The organism is Klebsiella pneumoniae (assembly GCF_000742135.1).
Classification (GTDB): domain Bacteria; phylum Pseudomonadota; class Gammaproteobacteria; order Enterobacterales; family Enterobacteriaceae; genus Klebsiella; species Klebsiella pneumoniae.
The window spans coordinates 975,715-995,689 of sequence record NZ_KN046818.1; the positions used below are offsets into that span (position 1 = coordinate 975,715).

The 19,975-nt window shown below is 56.2% G+C and carries 21 protein-coding genes and 1 pseudogene; 13 read left to right on the top strand and 9 right to left on the bottom strand.

Annotated elements, in window-relative coordinates:
- Positions 1 to 36: 36 nt before the first annotated feature.
- Positions 37 to 651, top strand: a complete 615-nt coding sequence (yczE, locus tag DR88_RS20400) for a membrane protein YczE (protein ID WP_009307948.1) — start codon at positions 37 to 39, stop codon at positions 649 to 651.
- A 44-nt stretch (positions 652 to 695) separates the two neighbouring features.
- On the opposite strand, the gene DR88_RS20395 is transcribed toward yczE, so the two are convergent.
- Complete coding sequence (locus DR88_RS20395) at positions 696 to 1,535, bottom strand: nickel/cobalt efflux protein RcnA (RefSeq protein WP_009307949.1); 840 nt, start codon at positions 1,533 to 1,535, stop codon at positions 696 to 698.
- Between the two features lie 164 nt (positions 1,536 to 1,699).
- On the opposite strand from DR88_RS20395, the gene DR88_RS20390 reads away from it, so the two are divergent.
- Positions 1,700 to 1,972, top strand: coding sequence for a metal/formaldehyde-sensitive transcriptional repressor (locus tag DR88_RS20390; protein ID WP_002891985.1), 273 nt, complete (start codon positions 1,700 to 1,702; stop codon positions 1,970 to 1,972).
- 34 nt (positions 1,973 to 2,006) lie between these two features.
- Here DR88_RS20390 and pdeB read toward each other — a convergent pair.
- Positions 2,007 to 3,565 (bottom strand): annotated as a pseudogene (gene pdeB / locus DR88_RS0125215) (cyclic di-3',5'-guanosine monophosphate phosphodiesterase PdeB).
- Positions 3,566 to 3,798: 233 nt separating this feature from the next.
- Positions 3,799 to 4,908 carry an ABC transporter ATP-binding protein gene (locus DR88_RS20385; protein WP_004178760.1) on the bottom strand — a complete coding sequence of 370 codons (1,110 nt, stop codon included), beginning with the start codon at positions 4,906 to 4,908 and terminating at the stop codon, positions 3,799 to 3,801.
- A gap of 356 nt (positions 4,909 to 5,264) precedes the next feature.
- Between DR88_RS20385 and DR88_RS20380 the strand changes: the two genes are divergently transcribed.
- The 6 genes from DR88_RS20380 (at position 5,265) to DR88_RS20355 (ending at position 12,403) form a co-directional block, all read left to right on the top strand.
- Positions 5,265 to 6,497: a maltodextrin ABC transporter substrate-binding protein gene (locus DR88_RS20380; protein ID WP_002891991.1), complete on the top strand. Its 1,233-nt coding sequence runs from the start codon at positions 5,265 to 5,267 to the stop codon at positions 6,495 to 6,497.
- Positions 6,498 to 6,559: 62 nt separating this feature from the next.
- Positions 6,560 to 7,867 carry a carbohydrate ABC transporter permease gene (locus DR88_RS20375; protein ID WP_004147363.1) on the top strand — a complete coding sequence of 436 codons (1,308 nt, stop codon included), beginning with the start codon at positions 6,560 to 6,562 and terminating at the stop codon, positions 7,865 to 7,867.
- 10 nt (positions 7,868 to 7,877) lie between these two features.
- Positions 7,878 to 8,729, top strand: a complete 852-nt coding sequence (locus tag DR88_RS20370) for a sugar ABC transporter permease (protein ID WP_004204761.1) — start codon at positions 7,878 to 7,880, stop codon at positions 8,727 to 8,729.
- A gap of 4 nt (positions 8,730 to 8,733) precedes the next feature.
- Positions 8,734 to 9,936 (top strand): glycoside hydrolase family 53 protein, encoded by a 1,203-nt coding sequence (locus DR88_RS20365; protein ID WP_004147365.1) that lies wholly within the window; start codon positions 8,734 to 8,736, stop codon positions 9,934 to 9,936.
- A 31-nt stretch (positions 9,937 to 9,967) separates the two neighbouring features.
- The gene (locus tag DR88_RS20360; protein WP_004147366.1) at positions 9,968 to 12,025 is read left to right on the top strand and encodes a beta-galactosidase; all 2,058 of its coding nucleotides are present in this window, start codon (positions 9,968 to 9,970) and stop codon (positions 12,023 to 12,025) included.
- Positions 12,026 to 12,088: 63 nt separating this feature from the next.
- On the top strand, positions 12,089 to 12,403 hold the full coding sequence (locus tag DR88_RS20355) for a PTS sugar transporter subunit IIB (protein ID WP_002892003.1): 315 nt from the start codon (positions 12,089 to 12,091) through the stop codon (positions 12,401 to 12,403).
- Positions 12,404 to 12,539: 136 nt separating this feature from the next.
- Here DR88_RS20355 and DR88_RS20350 read toward each other — a convergent pair whose 3' ends face one another.
- Positions 12,540 to 13,811, bottom strand: coding sequence for a maltoporin (locus DR88_RS20350; protein WP_004177240.1), 1,272 nt, complete (start codon positions 13,809 to 13,811; stop codon positions 12,540 to 12,542).
- A 270-nt stretch (positions 13,812 to 14,081) separates the two neighbouring features.
- On the opposite strand from DR88_RS20350, the gene DR88_RS20345 reads away from it, so the two are divergent.
- The 3 genes from DR88_RS20345 (at position 14,082) to ykgO (ending at position 15,671) form a co-directional block, all read left to right on the top strand.
- The gene (locus tag DR88_RS20345; protein WP_002892007.1) at positions 14,082 to 15,152 is read left to right on the top strand and encodes a LacI family DNA-binding transcriptional regulator; all 1,071 of its coding nucleotides are present in this window, start codon (positions 14,082 to 14,084) and stop codon (positions 15,150 to 15,152) included.
- Between the two features lie 115 nt (positions 15,153 to 15,267).
- Positions 15,268 to 15,531 (top strand): type B 50S ribosomal protein L31, encoded by a 264-nt coding sequence (locus DR88_RS20340; protein WP_002892011.1) that lies wholly within the window; start codon positions 15,268 to 15,270, stop codon positions 15,529 to 15,531.
- Positions 15,531 to 15,671 (top strand): type B 50S ribosomal protein L36, encoded by a 141-nt coding sequence (gene ykgO / locus DR88_RS20335; RefSeq protein ID WP_002892018.1) that lies wholly within the window; start codon positions 15,531 to 15,533, stop codon positions 15,669 to 15,671. The genes DR88_RS20340 and ykgO overlap by 1 nt, the downstream gene beginning before the upstream one ends.
- Here ykgO and DR88_RS20330 read toward each other — a convergent pair.
- On the bottom strand, positions 15,668 to 16,366 hold the full coding sequence (locus DR88_RS20330; RefSeq protein ID WP_025861660.1) for a GNAT family N-acetyltransferase: 699 nt from the start codon (positions 16,364 to 16,366) through the stop codon (positions 15,668 to 15,670). The two genes, ykgO and DR88_RS20330, sit on opposite strands and share 4 nt — an antisense overlap.
- Before the next feature lie 100 nt (positions 16,367 to 16,466).
- Here DR88_RS20330 and pdxR point away from each other — a divergent pair, with 100 nt between their 5' ends.
- Positions 16,467 to 17,918 (top strand): MocR-like pyridoxine biosynthesis transcription factor PdxR, encoded by a 1,452-nt coding sequence (gene pdxR, locus DR88_RS20325; protein WP_002892023.1) that lies wholly within the window; start codon positions 16,467 to 16,469, stop codon positions 17,916 to 17,918.
- On the opposite strand, the gene DR88_RS20320 is transcribed toward pdxR, so the two are convergent.
- Positions 17,893 to 18,363 (bottom strand): YlaC family protein, encoded by a 471-nt coding sequence (locus DR88_RS20320; RefSeq protein ID WP_002892026.1) that lies wholly within the window; start codon positions 18,361 to 18,363, stop codon positions 17,893 to 17,895. The genes pdxR and DR88_RS20320 overlap by 26 nt on opposite strands.
- Before the next feature lie 20 nt (positions 18,364 to 18,383).
- On the opposite strand from DR88_RS20320, the gene DR88_RS30375 reads away from it, so the two are divergent.
- Entirely contained in the window at positions 18,384 to 18,524 is a 141-nt protein-coding gene (locus DR88_RS30375) for a hypothetical protein (protein WP_004147370.1), read from the top strand.
- Here DR88_RS30375 and maa read toward each other — a convergent pair.
- The 3 genes from maa to tomB all read right to left on the bottom strand — a co-directional run bounded on the left by maa (position 18,496) and on the right by tomB (position 19,840).
- On the bottom strand, positions 18,496 to 19,062 hold the full coding sequence (gene maa / locus DR88_RS20315) for a maltose O-acetyltransferase (RefSeq protein WP_032443798.1): 567 nt from the start codon (positions 19,060 to 19,062) through the stop codon (positions 18,496 to 18,498). The genes DR88_RS30375 and maa overlap by 29 nt on opposite strands.
- A 158-nt stretch (positions 19,063 to 19,220) precedes the next feature.
- Positions 19,221 to 19,439 (bottom strand): hemolysin expression-modulating protein Hha, encoded by a 219-nt coding sequence (gene hha, locus DR88_RS20310; RefSeq protein ID WP_025861658.1) that lies wholly within the window; start codon positions 19,437 to 19,439, stop codon positions 19,221 to 19,223.
- Positions 19,440 to 19,465: 26 nt separating this feature from the next.
- A complete protein-coding gene (tomB, locus tag DR88_RS20305) occupies positions 19,466 to 19,840 on the bottom strand; it encodes an Hha toxicity modulator TomB (protein WP_002892066.1) in 375 nt (124 codons plus the stop codon).
- Between the last annotated feature and the right edge of the window lie 135 nt (positions 19,841 to 19,975).

Genomic DNA, 19,975 nt, shown 5'->3' on the forward strand with positions numbered 1-19,975 from the left:
TGATGAGGGCATTCGCAATGATGTTGAGGAAAAAATATGCTTCGTCGCCTGCTGCAGTTATATATTGGTCTGGTGCTTTACGGCGTGTCCACGGCGCTCTTCGTGCATGCCAATCTCGGCGCCGATCCGTGGGATGTTTTCCATCTCGGGGTGGCTAAACAGCTGGGTATCAGTTTCGGTACGGTGATTATCCTGACCGGCGCGGCGGTACTGCTGCTGTGGATCCCGATCCGGCAAATGCCGGGGCTCGGTACGGTGAGCAATGTCATCGTGCTGGGACTGGCGGCGGACGCCACGCTGGCCGTCCTGCCGCCGCTGGAGTCGATGGTGGCGCGCAGTGCGCTGCTGGTAGGAGCGATTGTGCTGAACGCTATCGCTACCGGAATGTATATTGGCGCGGGCTTTGGCCCCGGGCCGCGCGATGGCCTGATGACCGGTCTGCATGCTCGCACTGGTTGGTCACTGCGCGGTATCCGGACGGCGATCGAGCTTTCCGTACTGCTGATTGGCTGGCTGCTGGGGGGCAAATTTGGCGTCGGAACCGTCATCTACGCGCTGTCGATTGGGCCGCTGATCCAGCTGTGCCTACCGTGGTTCAGCCAGCCCCTCAGCCGCAACGCGGTCAGCCCTCCCCGGGAAATAGTCTCCTGAATTAACCCATCGCCCTCTTCATCATGGAGAGGGCCTTTCATCGCTTACAGGCCGCTCAGGCCATGAAGCATCATGTAGATCCCCACCACAATAATCAGTAAGCCTGAGAACCAGGGCGCCTTGCGCGAGAGGTCGTTAAGCCACGGCCAGCGGCGGGTGGCATGTTTAAGGCTCAGGGCGGCGATGGCCCCGGAAGCCACCAGCGTCAGCGCCAGACCAACGCTAAAGCCCAGCACCAGCGTGGCGCCCAGCGAGAATTTCTTCAGCTGTAAACAGATAAGCAGCACGGTAATGGACGCCGGGCAGGGGATCAGCCCGCCGGTCAGGCCAAACAGCACGATCTGCCCGGTCGTCACCTGGCGGCCATCAAAGCGCCGGTTGATCTCCTGAGCATGGGCCCGCTGATGCGCGTCCTGCCACTCCTCCGCCACCAGCGGCGCGGCGGATGAGGACGCATGGTGATGGTCATGGTGATGGTCATGGTGGTGATCATGTTCGTGGTGATGATCATGTTCGTGATGGTGATCGTGGTGCGTGTGGGGCTGCGATTCGCGCCAGGTGCGCCAGAGCATCCAGCAGGCAATCAGCACAATGACAATCCCTGAGACCAGTTGAAACCAGGGTTCAGAGGTCTGCGCGTTCCAGCCGCGGCCAAACCACAGGCCGGCCATGGCGATCAGCCAGACCACTGCCGTATGCGAAACCGTGGCCGCCAGCCCCAGCAGTACCGCCTGTTTTAACGTTCCCCGTACCGCCACGATAAAGGCGGCCATCATCGTTTTTGAATGGCCCGGTTCAAGGCCGTGCAGGGCACCGAGCAGTATCGCGCTGGGAATAAACAGCCAGGCATTGCCCTGCTGCAGAAGGGAAGTGAAATCGTTCATATCGGGATCCTTGCCAAAAGTGCGTTTATCCTACTCCCCCCCAGTAGTAAAATACTACCCCCCAGTAGAAAAAGCGGCTGACAAAAGGGATCATGGTATGCTGGCAGGCGTTGCTGACCACGCAGGTCGGTAATCCCGGACAGAATGAAACGGTGGATCGTGCAATGTCACATACAGTTCGACACAAAAAGATGTTACTGACCCGGCTGAAGAAAATTCAGGGGCAGAGTACCGCGTTAGAGAAAATGCTTAATCGCGAGCATGAGTGCGCTGAAATATTACAGCAGCTGGCGGCGATCCGCGGCGCGGTCAACGGCATGATGCTGCAGGTTATTCAGGGGCATCTTACCGACCATGTGGTGAAAGAGCCTGACGAGACGCAGCGCGAAGCGGATCTGGAGACGGTGATGCAGGTGATTAAATCCTATCTGAAGTAGCGCCCCCTGACGTTCCGCTCAAGCCACCCGCCGCTTAATGCGCATGGAGGTTATGCTCTGCCCACAGAATGAACTGCTCTTTTGGCAGCGCTTTGCTGTAAAGCCACCCCTGGGCGTACTGAACGCCATGCTGGCGCAGCCAGTCGCGCTGGCTTTCGGTTTCCACCCCTTCGGCGACGGTGGCCAGATTGAGCGCTTTGGCCATTTCAATAATGTGCGGCGTCAGCGGCCGGTACTCGAGGGTATCGACAAAAGATTTATCGATTTTCAGCGTGTCGACGTCCAGTTTCTGCAGATAGCTCAGGCTGGAGTAGCCGGTGCCAAAGTCATCAATCGAGATCCGATGCCCGGCCTGACGGTAGTGAGCGATCACCGGCATGGTGGTCTCCGGGTCGACAAACCCGCGCTCGGTGATTTCAAGGATGATCTGTTCGGCGGCGATCCCCCAGTGCTGCAGCTGATCGTGTAACAACGTCGGTAGGGTGGGCGAGCGTAAATCATCTACCGACAGGTTGATGGATATGTGCACTTCCGGCCGCTGCCGCAGCCAGGGACCGAGATCGGTAAAAATTTTCCTGACGATATCTTCCGTCAGCTGCGTAATCAGCCCGGTCTGCTCGGCCAGGGGAATAAAGATATCCGGCGATAAAAAAGTGCCATCGGGCTGCTGCCAGCGGGCCAGGGCCTCCGCCCCGGCAATTTTCCCGTCCTGCAACGAAATAATCGGCTGATAGTGAACCTGAATCGCTTCGGAATTGAGGGCGTCCAGCATGCTGTTGCGCGGTGAGCGCAGGTGCCTTAGCAGACGCAGCAGCAGCCAGGTGGCGAGCAGGCTGGTGAAAATGCCGGCAGGGAGCCAGAAGAACAGCTGCTGTCGAATGCGCTGCTGCAGCGGCAAGGTTGAAGACCAGGTTACGATGCCAGAGCCCAGCTCGGGAATGCGCTGGATCCGGTAGACTGTGTTATCCAGAGTAAGCATATCCACATGCGGATCTTTAATGCGTTGCCAGACTTTCGCCGGCAGCGGCTGACTGCTGATCACCATTTTTGGTGGTCCAGGCCAAACAGCATGGTATGGATCTTCTCTTCGCTGGCGGGAACGACATCAATAAAGGAGACGGGGTCGATCATCACCATGTGCTGCCGGCTGCCCATGGCCGTCATCTGATGATCGAGGCCAAGATCGTTAATTGAGGTCAGCCAGGTGCGATAGCCGTCGGGGGCAATGTGGTCCGGCGGGGGGAAGGTGACCGCGACGCTATGGTCTTCCAGGGAGGAGCATTGCGGCACGGAATCACGCAGCCAGAGCACTTCCTGAATGTAGCGATGGGTATAGGCGATGCGGCGGAGCGTAAGCAGATGTTCAGGGCTACAGGAGGCGGCGGTGTGTGCGTCAGCCTCTCGTAACGCTTCCCGGGCCTGGTCGGCAACCTGCAGCGTCCGAACGACGATACGGTTGGAATAGTCATCCAGTTCACGATAGAACTGCATTTTGGCCTGCCGCGCCGCCTGCCAGATGCTGAGTGAAATGGGCAGGATGATGGCCAGTATCAGCACTCCTGTAAACAGCGCCATCAGATGCCGGGTCCTCATGCCTGTGTCCTTATCGTTCGCCGGGTGTCATCAGTATATGCGAAAGATAATTCGGGCGCAGCGGGAGAAAACGCGTCGTTTGGGGAAAAAGCCGGCATCACAACAGGCTGCGATGCCGGGAGAGAAGGATGATTCCGATGTAGCAGAATAAAAATGAGGGTGTGAATGCCGGGCAGGGTGTGTTCCGGCATTCAGTCGCAGCATACGCTGCGCAGATGACAGCAATATGTTAGCTAGTGTGCATCCGGCGCCGGGATATCAGCGCTGATGCGCAGGTCGTTCTCATCAAACACCATGCAGAAGCGCTCATCGAAAGCCAGCTTAATTTTCTGCCAGGGGCGGAAATGGACGTCGCCGGGCAGCAGAACCTTGACGTTGTCGTGGCCGTAGCACTGGCCGAACAGATAGGTATTGTTGCCCAGACGCTCCACCACTTCACATTGAAACTCCACCACGGTACCGGTGGCGACTTCCGGGGTGAGGTGCTCCGGCCGGATCCCCAGCGTCACCGCAGCGCCGGGCTTCAGCGGCTGGGTGGCGATATTCAGGGCCAGCTGATGGTCCTGCGCGAGGGTGACCGTTAAGCGTTCCGGCTGCCAGTCGCTGACGATAGCCGGCAGAAAGTTCATCTTCGGCGAGCCGATAAAGCCGGCGACGAATTTGTTGACCGGATTGTAGTACAGCGCCATCGGCGAACCCATTTGTTCGACTTTCCCGTAGTTCATGACCACGATTTTATCGGCCAGCGTCATCGCCTCCACCTGATCGTGCGTGACATACACCATAGTGGTCTTCAGCTCCTGGTGCAGACGGGCAATATGCAGGCGCATATCGACGCGCAGCTCCGCATCAAGGTTAGAGAGCGGCTCATCGAACATAAATACCCGGGGATTACGCACGATCGCCCGGCCAATGGCCACGCGCTGCCGCTGGCCGCCAGAGAGCTGCTTCGGTTTACGATCCAGCAGGTGCGAGAGTTGCAGCGTTTTAGCCACCATTTCCACCTGGCGACGGATCTCCGTTTTCGGCACTTTATTCACCTTCAGCCCGTAGCCCATGTTCTCTGCCACCGTCATGTGCGGATAGAGCGCATAGGACTGGAAGACCATCGCCACGCCGCGGCGGGCGGGCACGACATCATTCATCACCTCATCGCCGATCAGTACTTCTCCTTCGCTGACCTCTTCCAGCCCGGCAATCATGCGCAGTAGCGTCGATTTTCCACAACCGGAAGGGCCGACGAAGACGGCAAACTCGCCATCTTCAATATCGAGATTGACCTGGTGCAGCGTCACCGTGCTGCCGAACCTTTTGGTGACATTCCTCAGTCGTATATTGGACATCCACATTCCCCGGAGTGAGTAGCTGTTATTTGCCGTTGGCTTATCGCTATGTTGAGTGTGATTTGTATTACGTGTAACAAATCAGTGTGACGATGTTCAACAGCAGTAAAATCATGCCCTGACTATAACTTCCGCGGATTTTGCGCCATACAGGGACGTTTCATTTCTGCAAGGATGATCACACAACTGGCAGCTTATGGTAGTTTTATCAACGATCAAAGCGTAGCGTATAACAAAAGCGCATCAGAACATGTTTTCCATGTAATACGGCAGTTTGAAAAGATTTATTTTTCTAACTGGCAGACGGAATTCAAATAAAAACCATTAAATTGTTATACCTTCACATGAGGTTGATAATGAAAAAGAACACGCTTGCTGCACTGATCCTTACCACCCTGGCGGCGGGGCAACTCGCCAGCCTGCAGGCGCATGCCGCCGGGCAGCTTAACGTCTGGGAGGACATTAAAAAATCCGCTGGCATCAAAACCGCGGTTAGCGATTTTGAAAAGCAATACAACGTGAAGGTCAATCTCCAGGAGATGCCCTACGCCCAGCAACTGGAAAAACTGCGCCTCGACGGCCCGGCGGGCATTGGGCCGGACGTGCTGGTGATCCCGAATGACCAGCTCGGCGGCGCCGTGGTTCAGGGACTACTCTCGCCGCTCAGCGTCGATCAGGCGAAACAGGATGCCTTTACGCCAGCCTCCATCAATGCCTTCCGCATGGACAACGCGCTGTATGGGATCCCGAAGGCGGTGGAAACCCTGGTGCTTATCTACAACAAGGACCTGATCGACAAGCCGCTGGACAGCCTGCAGGCCTGGCTGGACTACTCGAAAACCCAGCGCGAGCAGAACAAATACGGCCTGCTCGCCAAGTTTGACCAGATCTATTACAGCTGGGGGGCGATTGGCCCGATGGGCGGCTATATCTTTGCTAAAAACGACAGCGGCGGCTTTAACCCGCAGCAGGTGGGTCTCAATACCCCCGGCGCCGTGGAAGCCGTCACCTTCCTGAAAAAATTCTATGCCGAGAAGGTCTTTCCGGCGGGGATCCTCGGCGATAACGGGCTGAATGCCATCGATTCCCTGTTTACCGAGAAAAAAGCGGCGGCGGTGATCAACGGCCCCTGGGCCTTCCAGCCGTATGAAGCCGCTGGCATTAACTATGGCGTGGCGCCCCTGCCGACCCTGCCGGACGGCAAGCCGATGAGCTCCTTCCTCGGCGTCAAAGGCTATGTAGTATCGACCTGGAGTAAAGACAAAGCGCTGGCGCAACAGTTTATCGAGTTCATCAACCAGCCGCAGTATGTGAAAGCCCGCTATGTCGCCACTGGCGAAATTCCGCCGCTGAAGGCGATGATTGACGATCCGGTGATTAAAAACGACCAAAAGGCCAGCGCCGTCGCCATCCAGTCGGCGCGAGCGGTGGCGATGCCGGGCATTCCCGAGATGGGGGAAGTGTGGGGGCCGGCCAACGCCGCGCTTGAACTGAGCCTCACCGGTAAGCAGGCGCCGCAGGCCGCGCTTGATAACGCGGTGAAACAGATCACGATGCAGATCGAAGCGATGCAGGCCAGCAATCAGTAATTCACCGTCACGTGAAGTCACCGAGCGGGAGGGGGACCTCCCGTTTGTAGAAGGAGTCGAGTGTGAGCATCCATTCCAGCGAAAATTTTAGCGACGCACGCGGGCCCGGGCGCCATGCTTGGTGCGGCCTGCTGCTGGCAATCGTGCCGGGTTTCGGTCAGTTTTATCATCGCCGGTGGCTGAAAGGGCTGGTCTTCCTGGTGCTGTTGAGCAGCTTTCTGGGGATTTTTTATGATTTCCTGCGTGAGGGGTTGTGGGGGTTATATACCCTGGGTGAAGAGGTACCGCGGGATAACTCTATCTTCCTGTTAGCCGAGGGGATTATCAGCGTGCTGATCGTCGCTTTCGGCGTGCTGATCTATTTTCTCTCGCTGCGGGATGCGTGGCTCAACGGCAAAAAACGCGATGAAGGGATCGCCCTCAACAGCGTGCGTAAGCAGTACCAGATGCTGCTGAGCGACGGCTTTCCGTACCTGATGATCACCCCGGGCTTTATTCTGCTGGTGTTTGTGGTGATCTTTCCGATTCTGTTCGGTTTCGCCATCGCCTTCACCAACTACAACCTGTACCACACCCCGCCGGCGAAGCTGGTGGACTGGGTGGGGCTGAAAAACTTTATTAATATTTTCACCCTCTCCATCTGGCGCTCCACTTTCCTGGATGTGCTGCAGTGGACCGTGGTGTGGACGCTGCTGGCGACCACCCTGCAGTGTACGGTGGGCGTACTGCTGGCGATTCTGGTCAACCAAAAAGATCTGCGCTTTAAGCCGCTGATCCGCACCATCTTTATTTTGCCGTGGGCGGTGCCGGGGTTTGTCACCATTCTCGTTTTTGCCGGCATGTTCAACGACTCCTTCGGGGTCATCAACAACGCGATCCTGTCCTTTTTTGGCATCAGTCCGAAGGCATGGCTCACCGATCCGTTCTGGACTAAAACGGCGCTGATCATGATGCAGACCTGGCTTGGCTTCCCGTTTGTCTTTGCCATGACCACCGGCGTGTTGCAGGCGATCCCGGACGATCTGTATGAAGCGGCGACGATGGACGGCGCCAGCGCCTTTACCCGTCTGCGCACCATCACCCTGCCGCTGGTGCTGTATGCGATCGCGCCGATCATCATCACCCAGTACACCTTCAACTTTAATAACTTCAACATCATTTACCTGTTCAACAACGGCGGCCCTGCGGTGGCAGGCTCTAACGCCGGCGGGACGGATATTCTGGTGTCGTGGATCTATAAGCTGACGATGTCTTCGTCGCAGTACGCCATCGCGGCGACCATCACGATCCTGCTGTCGATCTTTGTCGTCGGCCTGGCGCTGTGGCAGTTCCGCGCCACCAAATCCTTCAAAAATGACGACATGGCGTAAGGGAAGCAACATGGCTCAATCACCCAGTATTAAACGCGAAAAGTGGATCCGACTCTCTCTCACCTGGCTGGTGGTCATCCTGGTCTCGGTGGTGATTATCTATCCGCTGGTCTGGACGGTCGGGGCGTCGCTGAACGCCGGCAATAGCCTGCTCAGTACCTCTATCATTCCGGAAAACCTGTCGTTCCAGCACTATGCCGATCTGTTCAATGGCAATGTGAATTACCTCACCTGGTACTGGAACTCGATGAAAATCAGCTTCCTGACCATGGTGCTGACCCTGATTAGCGTTAGCTTTACCGCTTACGCCTTCTCCCGCTTCCGCTTTAAAGGGCGGCAGAACGGGCTGATGCTGTTCCTGCTGCTGCAGATGATCCCGCAGTTTTCCGCGCTGATTGCCATCTTTGTCCTGTCGCAACTGCTTGGCCTGATTAACAGCCATCTGGCGCTGGTGCTGATCTACGTCGGGGGGATGATCCCGATGAATACCTGGCTGATGAAAGGGTATCTCGACGCGATCCCTAAAGACCTGGATGAGTCCGCTCGCATGGACGGCGCCAGCAGCTTTCGCATCTTTATCGAGATCATCATGCCGTTGTCGAGGCCCATCCTCGCGGTGGTGGCGCTGTTCTCGTTCACTGGGCCGCTGGGGGATTTCATCCTCTCCAGCACCATCCTGCGTACCCCGGATAAATACACGCTGCCTATCGGTCTGTATAACCTGGTGGCGCAAAAAATGGGTGCCAGCTACACCACCTACGCGGCGGGGGCGGTGCTGATCGCCGTACCGGTGGCGATCCTCTACCTGGCGCTACAAAAATACTTCGTCTCCGGCCTGACCTCGGGCAGTACTAAAGGATAAGCACATGAAAAGATTCACACCCGCATGGCTTGCGGTTTGTCTGGCATGCAGTTTCTCCACCTCTTCTCAGGCCGCGGACGCGCTTGCAACCCGCGCGTTTCAGGGCATGCCGGCGGACTTTATCAAAGGCGCGGATATCTCCACGCTGCTGGACGCCGAAAAGCACGGGGCGACGTTCTACGATCAGAATAATCAGCGCAAGGATCCGATCGCTATTCTGAAAGAGAACGGCGTCAACTATGTCCGCCTCCGTCTGTGGGTGGATCCGCAATCGGCGAGCGGCGAGGACTATGGCGGTGGGAACAATGATCTGGCCACCACCCTGGCGCTGGCGAAACGGGCGAAAGCCCAGGGGATGAAGCTGTTGCTTGATTTTCACTACAGCGATTTCTGGACCGATCCCGGCAAGCAGTTCAAGCCGAAAGCCTGGGAAAAGCTGGATTACCCGCAGCTGAAAACGGCGATTCATGACTATACCCGCGATACCATCGCCCGCTTTAAGCAGGCGGGCGTGCTGCCGGATATGGTGCAGATCGGCAACGAAATCAACGGCGGCATCCTGTGGCCGGAAGGGAAAAGCTGGGGGCAGGGCGGCGGAGAGTTCGACCGGCTGGCTGGCCTGCTGAACGCGGCTATCGCTGGCCTGAAGGAGAACCTGCGCCAGGGCGAGCAGGTGAAAATCATGCTGCATCTGGCCGAAGGGACCAAGAACGATACCTTCCGCTGGTGGTTTGATGAGATCGACAAGCGCCATGTACCGTATGACGTGATTGGTCTGTCGATGTACACCTACTGGAATGGCCCGATCAGCGCCCTGAAGGCCAATATGGATGACATCAGCAAACGCTATAACAAAGACGTCATCGTCGTCGAGGCGGCCTATGCCTATACCCTGGCCAACTGCGATAACGCGGAAAATAGTTTCCAGGCGAAAGAGGAAAAGGATGGGGGATATCCCGCCAGCGTACAGGGGCAATATAACTATATTCACGATTTAATGCAGGCGGTGGTTGATGTGCCAGACCAGCGTGGCAAAGGTATTTTCTATTGGGAGCCTACATGGATTGCCGTGCCGGGAAATACCTGGGCCACCCCGGCGGGGATGAAATATATCCACGACGAGTGGAAAGAGGGTAATGCACGTGAAAATCAGGCGCTATTTGATTGCCAGGGAAAAGTATTGCCGTCGGTAAAAGTTTTTAATTAATTTTTTTGTCGTCTTTTTCAGGAAGTTTATTATGAATAAATTTGCACCTTTACATCCGAAGGTTAGTACGCTGCTGCATGGCGCGGATTATAATCCGGAGCAATGGGAGAATGACCCCGATATTATTGATAAAGACATTGCCATGATGCAGCAGGCAAAATGCAATGTGATGTCGGTGGGAATATTTAGCTGGGCGAAACTGGAGCCACGCGAAGGGGTATTTAATTTCGCCTGGCTGGATATTATCCTCGATAAACTGTATGCCGCCGGCATTCATGTCTTTCTGGCCACGCCGAGCGGCGCGCGTCCGGCGTGGATGTCGCAGCGCTATCCGCAGGTTCTGCGGGTGGGGCGCGATCGGGTGCCGGCCCTGCACGGCGGCCGTCACAACCACTGTATGTCGTCACCGGTCTATCGCGAGAAAACCCTGCAAATCAATACCCTGCTGGCAGAACGTTATTCCTCACACCCGGCGGTGCTGGGCTGGCATATTTCCAACGAATATGGCGGTGAATGCCATTGCGATCTCTGCCAGAACCGTTTTCGCGACTGGCTGAAGGCGCGTTACCAGACCCTGGAGAACCTCAACCAGGCCTGGTGGAGCACCTTCTGGAGTCATACCTATACCGACTGGTCGCAGATTGAATCGCCTGCGCCGCAGGGCGAGATGTCGATCCACGGTCTTAATCTTGACTGGCATCGCTTTAACACCGCTCAGGTGACCGATTTCTGCCGCCATGAAATTGCTCCGCTGAAGGCGGCGAATGCCTCCCTGCCGGTGACTACCAACTTTATGGAGTATTTCTACGATTACGACTACTGGCAGCTGGCGGAGGCGCTGGATTTCATCTCCTGGGACAGCTATCCGATGTGGCACCGCGATAAAGACGAAACCGCGCTGGCCTGTTACACCGCGATGTATCACGACATGATGCGCAGCCTGAAGGGCGGCAAACCGTTTGTGCTGATGGAGTCCACCCCGGGCGCCACCAACTGGCAGCCGACCAGCAAACTGAAGAAGCCGGGAATGCATATTCTTTCCTCGCTGCAGGCGGTGGCGCATGGCGCCGACTCGGTGCAGTATTTCCAGTGGCGGAAAAGCCGCGGTTCGGTTGAGAAATTTCACGGCGCAGTGGTCGACCACGTCGGACATATTGATACCCGCATTGGCCGCGAAGTCTGCCAGCTCGGCGAGATCCTCAGCAAGCTGCCGGAGGTGAGGGGCTGTCGCACCGAGGCGAAAGTAGCGATTATCTTCGACCAGCAGAACCGCTGGGCGCTGGATGACGCCCAGGGGCCGCGCAATCTTGGGATGGAATATGAGAAGACGGTCAACGAGCACTACCGCCCGTTCTGGGAGCAGGGCATCGCCGTCGATGTGATTGACGCCGATGTCGATTTAACGCCGTATCAGTTAGTGATTGCCCCGATGTTATATATGGTGCGCGACGGCTTTGCCGGTCGGGCGGAGGCGTTTGTCGCCAACGGCGGCCACCTGGTGACCACCTACTGGACCGGTATCGTCAATGAGTCCGATCTCTGCTATCTCGGCGGCTTCCCGGGCCCGCTGCGCAATCTGCTGGGGATCTGGGCGGAAGAGATCGACTGCCTGAATGACGGCGAGTTTAATCTGGTGCAGGGGCTTGCCGGGAATCAGTGCGGTCTGCAGGGCCCTTATCAGGTGCGCCATCTCTGCGAACTGATCCATATCGAGAGCGCCCAGGCGCTGGCCACCTACCGGGATGATTTTTATGCCGGACGGCCGGCTGTGACGGTGAACGCGTTCGGGAAAGGCAAAGCCTGGCATGTGGCCTCCCGTAACGATTTAGCCTTCCAGCGCGATTTCTTTACCGCCCTGAGCAAGGAGCTGGCCCTGCCGCGGGCGATAGCGACGGAGTTACCACCCGGCGTGGTGGCGACTGCGCGCACCGACGGTGACAACGCATTTATCTTCCTGCAGAACTACAGCGCGCAAAACCATACCCTGACCCTGCCGCAAGGGTATTGGGATTGCCTGACCGACGCGGCGGTATCGGCTCCACTGACCCTGACGGCATGGGATTGCCGTATTCTCCGTCGTCACGCGTAATTTCTTCTTCTCCACGCCTGCTCTGACGAGCAGGCTTTTTTTATCTTAAACCTGGAGTTTATTATGGTGAGTTTAAAATCCTTCCTGCACTATTTCTCCCCAGCGCGTCCGGCACAGCCATTAAGCGAGGCGGAAAAACAGCAAATCGAGGCGCTGATTCAGGCCTTTGGTGGCGAAGCGAATATTACGCAAGTGGACGCCTGTATTACCCGTCTGCGGGTTAGCGTTCGCCATCTTGCGGCCGTGGACTCCGAAGCATTACAGCAGCAGGGCGCGCTAGGGGTTATTATTCTTGGTCAGCAGGTGCATGCTATTTTCGGTAAACAGTCCGATGCGCTGCGTCAGCTTCTGGATGAACATTTTGCCGCCCGGAAATAAATAAAACGGGATAACCTGAAAGCAGGTTATCCCGAAAATAAGACAAAGACAGCAGTGGCAATAAAGTTTACCGGAAGATAATTAACAGTCTTACAGCAGGAGATAAAAATAACGTATGAGTCTTAGCCGTGCGCGATTACCACCAGGCCTCAACCTGCACGCCGAAATTCCAGGTATTATTCGCCGTCTGGTCTTCAAACGGTTTACCATCTTCGGAATCATTCAAATATGAAGCAAAAATGCGTAATTCCGGACGTGACATAAAGTCTGGCCCGTCCGCCAGGCCCAACGCAATGGTGTATTTCTCACCGGCCTGTTTGTAGCTGGTGCCATTGTTGTAGCTGTCTTTCTGATAGAAACCGCCGACTTCGCCAATCAGGCGCACGTAGTCGGTGAACTGGTACTGCCCGCGGGCGACCAGCGACAGCATCCGCGTTTTGTCGGTATAGTCGGTAATGTCATCCGCCGAGCCCCAGGTCAGAACGTGGTTGATAGAAAACTTCTCTGTAATCGGGATCAGGCCGGTGTTAATCACGCGATAACCGGTGGCGTCGTTCACGTAGTTCCACATATCGTACCAGCCGCCGCCCTGGGAGACCATGTTCTGCGCCAGGCCTTTGTTGGCGTACTGCAGCACGGTTTTGTTATAGCCGCCCAGCATATCCTGACTGATTTCACCGGTCAGCATGACGCCGTTGTCAGCATCGTACAGTCCGCCGTAGCTATCCTGTTTTTTGGTGGTGTTTGGCATCGCGTAGTCGATACCGAATTCGGTCCACGAGCCCGCCCATGGCTTCCAGCCCGCGTAGCGTAAATCGATATAGTTGATATTGACGTTGCTGTCGCCATCGACGCGATAGTCAACATCGTTGGCATCGCCGCGGATCCAGGCCAGCGAGACGGCGCCCGGGCCGAGGGTGTAGTTTTCCACCCCGGCTCCGGAGCCGGAAATGTTCCAGTATTTGGTATCGATGATATGCAGATCATGGCGCTGGTAGTAACGTTTACCGCCCCAGATCACCGCATTCGGATCGCCAGGGATCAGCCCCTTTATCTGCAGGTTCAACTGACGTAAGCCGAACTGTGCATCATCGTTCAGCGTGGTTTCATTATCGTTAGAGCCGTCGGAGACCATGCTGACCATACTGTCGAGATAGAAGCTGACGTCATCTTTCTTATAGACCTCAGAGCCCAGCTCCAGCTCGCCGTAGGTATCCGACTCGTTCCCCAAACGGCCCAGCTTATTTTTTTGCCATTCCGCTTCGCTACCGTCGCCGGAGACCCCAACCCCGGCGCGCATATAGCCATGGAAATCGATCGTTGGGATCGCGGCGGTGGCCGCAAACGCGGAAGGAGCGATTAGCGCAGCGGCTAACGCGACTGAAAGGGCGCGCAGTGTAGTGTTCATCTCTATCCTCTTATTGTTTTGTATTACGTTCACATAACTGGTGTCATAAAATGCCTAAATGTAACTTCAGGCAAATGAGATATGATTATTGTGTGACTAACTGCAAATAATTACGGTGGTTTTTGTTGCGATGGGTGAGATGATTCACAATTCGTTGTATTGTGAACGTAATACTTTTATCGCTATTGTTTTGCAGTGAGAGGTGGCGGTGAGCGTTTTTTCAAATGGCCCCTGTTACAATCATGGGATAACAACATAAGGAACCGGACCATGAAGTCTAAAAGCGCTACTCTGGAAGACGTCGCACGCCATGCGGGCGTCTCTTACCAGACCGTGTCCAGGGTACTCAACAAATCAGCTAATGTATCCGAAGCGACGCGTCGCAAGGTGGAGAAATCGATAGAGGCCTTACGCTATGTGCCAAACCGGCTGGCGCAGCAGCTGGTGGGGAAGGAGAGCCAGACGGTCGGGCTGGTGACTATTTCTCTGGCCTGGCATGCGCCTTCCCAGGTGGCGGCGGCGGTAAAACGCTATGCCAACCTGGAAGGTTACCAGGTTCTGATTTCGATGATCGATGAGAGCGTCAACCAAAGCATCCAGGATTCCATCAATGAGCTGAAATCTCAGCGGGTGGATAAAGTCATTATCAACGTGCCGCTGGAGACCGAACAGGCGCAGAAAATCGCTGCTGACAACGATGATATCGTCTGCCTGTTTCTCGACGTTGATCCCTACAGCTCCGTGTTTAACGTTTCGTTTAACCCGGCGGACGGCACCCGGGCCAGCGTCAAATATCTCTATGAGATGGGGCATCGGGAGATCGCCCTGCTGGCGGGGCCGGACAGCTCAGTCTCGGCCAAACTCCGGTTAAAAAGCTGGCTGGAGACCCTGGATGGTTACGGTCTGAAGCCGGTGACCGTCCTGCACGGCAACTGGGATGCGCAGAGCGGCTACGCCGGCGCGCTGCAGATGCTGCGCGAAACGCCTAATTTCAGCGCTGTGCTGGTGGGTAATGATCAGATGGCGCTGGGGGTGCTCAGCGCCTTCCATCAGCATCAGGTGGCGGTGCCGGGTGAGAAGTCGGTTATTGGCTATGACGATACCTACGAAAGCTCCTTTTTCTATCCGGCGCTGAGTACCGTGTCGCTCGACCTCGACCTGCAGGGGAAAGAGGCGGTGCGGCGGATCCTCGCCAGCACCAGCGGGGCGCCTCATACCTCATCCATTCTGCCGGCGCGCCTGGTGATACGCCATTCCAGCGGCGCCCGAATCGAGCAGGGAAAAGATCTGCAGGCCATTGCAGAACAGCTCCGCGCCATCGCCCACCGTCTGGCACCCTGACGCCAAAGGCGGGGAAACTCGCCTTATCACCTTACTCTTAAATTGAGCAGGGTTGATCTTTGTCACAGCACGGCGTACCTTTAATGTTATGTTATAACGTAATGAAGAGGTCAGCATGAAAGCCCATATCCATCCTCCCTATCGTACGGTGGTGTTTCACGACACCAGCGCGAATGAGTATTTTAAAGTCGGCTCAACTATCCGCACCGATCGCGTGATTGAACTCGATGGCGAAACTTTTCCGTATGTGACGATCGACGTCTCCTCGAAATCGCATCCGTACTACACGGGCAAACAAAAAACTTTCGCCAATGAAGGCAGTGCAGCCCGATTCCGCCAGCGCTTCGGCGGCTTTATTGATGCGAAAAGGAAAGCATGATGCAGGTCGTCAACTCATTACGTAGCGCTAAACAGCGCCACCCGGATTGCCAGCTGGTTAAACGCAAAGGGCGGCTGTACGTTATCTGTAAGAGCAACCCCCGCTTCAAAGCGGTACAGGGGCGCAAAAAACGCCGTTAACGGAAACTCTCCAGCGAGCGGCGCTGTTGGCCGTCGGCGGTAAAATTGTCGGCGGCCAGCCATTGGCGCATGGTGTAATCCAGCTCCGGCCATTCGCCGTCTATCACCGAAAACCAGTCCGTGTCCCGGTTGTGTCCTTTACTCACCAGCGCCTGGCGAAAACGTCCTTCGTACTGAAACCCCAGCCGCCTTGCCGCCCGGGCTGATGGGATATTAAGACTGTTGCATTTCCATTCATAGCGACGGTAGCCGAGCGTATCAAAGACATACTGCATCAACAGCCAGTGCGCTTCGGTGGCCATGGCCGTTCGGCTCAGTAACGGTGAAAAATGCACATGCCCCACCTCTACCACACCGTGAGCGATATCGATACGCATTAACGCCAGCGAGCCGACCGCTTTCCCTCGCTGCTGGTCAACGACGGCAAAATGAATCGGGTCTGCCAGCGTGGCGACCTGCTCCACCCAGGCACTGAATTCTGCAAGGTTGCTCTCAGGTTCACGCAGCAGCCACGTCCAGCTGCGGGCGTCTGGCGCCAGCTGGTGAGCGGCGAACAGATCGCTGGCATGAGCAAGAGTCAGCGGTTCGAGTCGACAACGGCTGCCCTGTAATACCTGTCGTGTCGGCCAGGGGCGCGGCTGCCAGTCAGGCAGCGCGACGCCGAGCGCCTGGCCAAACTGATTATATTCACACATTGCGGTTTCCTTATTGGGGATTTACAGGCAGCGTACGCGCTCGCTGGTTCCATAAAAAGTGCCATTAGAGTATGTTTTTATGGGGCCACGAGGGGGCAAAATGAATATACCGGACGAGGGGTTTTTTACGCTGTTGACGCAGGGGATGCGGAACCGCACGGTCGAAACCTTACAGCGCGCCCTTTACCACACCTTACGTGACGCTATCCTGCAGGGAACCCTGACGGCCCGCTGCCGTTTACCCGGATCGCGGGTGATGGCCGAACGGCTACACCTGTCGCGGAATACGGTCAATGCCGCACTGGAACAGCTGGCGCTGGAGGGGTACCTGACACGGAGCCGTCAGGGAACGCAGGTGGCACCACTCGCCTCCTGCCGCCAGGAGGCGGGTCAGATGCCGCCCGTCGTGCTGCCTGAGCGGCTGCAAAGGCTGCCAGCCGCGATGCGCCGCGACTCACCGACGCTGGCATTTACGCCAGGCATGCCGGCGGTAAACTATTTCCCGCTGCCGCTGTGGCGGCGACTGATGGATAACGTGCTACGCGAAGATGGTAGCGCGCTGCTGGGTTATGGCGAAGCCGCGGGCGATCCTTTGCTGCGAGAGGCTATCGCTCGTCATCTGGCGCTCTCCCGGGGCATCCGGTGCGATATCCGGCAGATCGTCATCACCGAAGGCGCGCTGGAAGGCGTCAACTTATGCGCCTCGCTACTGACCAACCCGGGCGACAGCGTGTGGCTGGAAGAACCGGGGTACCTGGGGGCGAGGAGTGGCTTTCAGCGGGCGGGACTGCGGGTCAGAGGAATGGCTGTCGACGATGAAGGGATGTGTATTGCCAACGGCGTCGCGGAGCCGCCCCGGCTCATTTTCACCTCTCCTTCACACCAGTATCCCTGTGGGAGCATCATGAGCGCCGGGCGCCGTCTGGCGCTCGTGGAATATGCCCGCCGGCACGGGGCGTGGATTGTGGAGGATGACTACGACAGCGAGTTTCGCCATAGCGGAGAACCGATCCCGGCGATGCTGGGAATGGTGCCTGATGCCCCGGTGGTCTATCTCGGCACCTTCAGCAAAACGCTGTTTCCGGCGTTGCGTATCGGTTTTATGGTTATGCCGCCCGCGCTGGCGGATGCTGCTCAGGACGCCATTGGCGCGCTGCTGCGCGGGGGACACCGTGCTGAACAGCGGGCGCTGGCCAGCTTTATCGAGAAGGGACACTATGCGCGCCATCTGGCGGCGATGCGCCGCCTGTACCGTAAACGTCAGCAACAGCTGCGCGAGGCGCTGGCGCAAGAGATAACCGTGCCGTGCGACGTTCTCGGCGGGGGAGGGGGGATGCACCTGACGGTGGCGATGGAGGGCGTTAATGACCGGACGCTTGCGCAGCAGGCGCGCCAGTTTCAGCTGGCGCCCGCCGCGTTAAGTCATTTCTATCTCGACCCGCAGCGAGCGCGGAGCGGACTGGTGCTTGGGTATGGCAATACCTCTGCTTCTCGCTATCTCCCGGCGCTGCGGACCCTAAATCGCCTTATTGCGCAGCACCGGCGCGCGTGAGGGTAAAGACATCGTAGAAGGAGAGCTCGCCTTTGGTGGCGACCATCTTTTTGAGCTGCGCCTTCTGCTCGCTATCGACGTCTGGCGACTGCAGGATACGGTCGATCAGCTGCCGGGGGACAAAGCGGGTGTTGTACCATTCCCCGTTGTAGCACACGCGAAAGTCGAGGACATCGATATCCTCGTAGCGATAGCGTGGATAGACGTCAAAGAAGAAAAAGGCGTTGAACAGAATGAACAGCACCACCAGCAACCAGACCGAGTCTACCAGCGTTTCAGAGCGCAGCATGACCACCAGCGTCGCCAGAAACGCGGCATACATGGCAACAAACAGTCCCGGATGATTGCGGATAAAACTGATGCTAAAACGCGGGCGATTATCGCGTTTTTCCTGGACGTTGAGTTCGTCAATGGTGTGAATCAGCAGGCGTTGTATTTCTGTCATCTTGGTCCTCGAATTCTGCAATGAGCCTGCCGCGCCCGGCGGACCAGGCGCGGCAGGCTCAGCCTGAAGGCTATTTTATGTTGCAATATTCTGCGGAGAAAGTAACAGATCAGTTACAGAAAAGCATAACAGTTACGGATTTGTCGGCGGAAGGCGCTTAATGATCTGTGCCGGGTTACCGCCGACGACGGTACAGGCAGGGACGTCTTTGGTGACCACCGCGCCGGACGCAATGACCGCATTATCGCCAATGGTCACGCCGGGATTGATCACTGCCCGACCCCCAATCCACACATTGTGGCCAATAGTTACCGGCTTGCCGTATTCCTGGCCGCTATTACGCGCATCGGCGTCCAGCGGATGAGTGGCGGTATAAATATGGACGCCTGGCGCCAGCATACAGTTATCGCCAATATGGATAGGGCAGACGTCGAGCATCACGCAGTCAAAATTGGCGTAAAAACCGGCGCCGAGAAAAATATTATAACCATAGTCGCAGCGAAAGCTTGGCTCGATATACGCATCGCCGGCGCGAGCGAACAGCTCGGCCAGAATATGCTGACGTTGTTCCTGGTCATCCGGGGCGGAATGATTATAAGGGTGCAACAACTGTCTGGCGCGCAGGCGATCGGCGCGAAGCGTTGGGTCGCCAGATAAATAGAGCTCACCGGCGATCATTTTGCGTTTTTCTTCACTCATGGGTCTTCCTTATACCTGACTGTTGATGGCCGTAGCAGTATAAAAAAGAAACCGGTTACAGGGTTGCTGTTGGCTGAATGATGTGATGTCTATCACAAAGATACCCTATGGCGGCTGACCCGTACCGTCCGGCCAGCAGACCACGTAGTACGCGTAAATTAGCGGATAAATTTCCAGACAGAAGTCGGGATTTTATCGTATAGCTTATTCATGGTCAGTTCCGCCAGACGATGGTCGGCAGCTGAGTAAAATACCGACAGCTCATTATCAGACAGTTCATATTTATTTTTTTCAATGACGCGCTCCAGCGTGTCAATTGTCTGGCAACGACGTAAGCGCATCAAATAGTCTGTTTTAGTTAATGGCTTATCAGACATAATTCCACCTTTTGATTGTAATAATTCTAACACGATAGACTGGCCGGGTTTTCCCGGCTGGCGTTGACAAAGCAACGAAATAGTCGGTTACCGGATTTTTTCCACTTTTGCAAATCCGTAGAGTTAATGCCGTAGTTACTGAACAACGTAAAAGTGTCGTCCAGATATTCGTCAACCTGAGCGATCAGCTTATTATCCTCTGCATACTTAATTTTATAATTAAGAGCGAATGTGGCAATGTGCTCGATCAATTCATTTAACTGGAGATTGACAGCCGACGTCGGGTCGTTGACCCAGCCATGGTTGCTCTCTTCCAGGTTTGCAAGGCAGTCATGATACAGCGTTTCGCAGAGAAAGCGTAGCTGTGCAATATCATGTCTTTTTGGCGAGTATTCGTCCATAACGCATCCCCTTTTGAGTGGTTTAAACGACGACTAGCAAACACCGTTGTGGGATGAACACGACTAACTGACCTGACACTAACTGAGTAATCCTGCTGATTTAACTATAATCCACTCTCCAACAGATTTCATCGT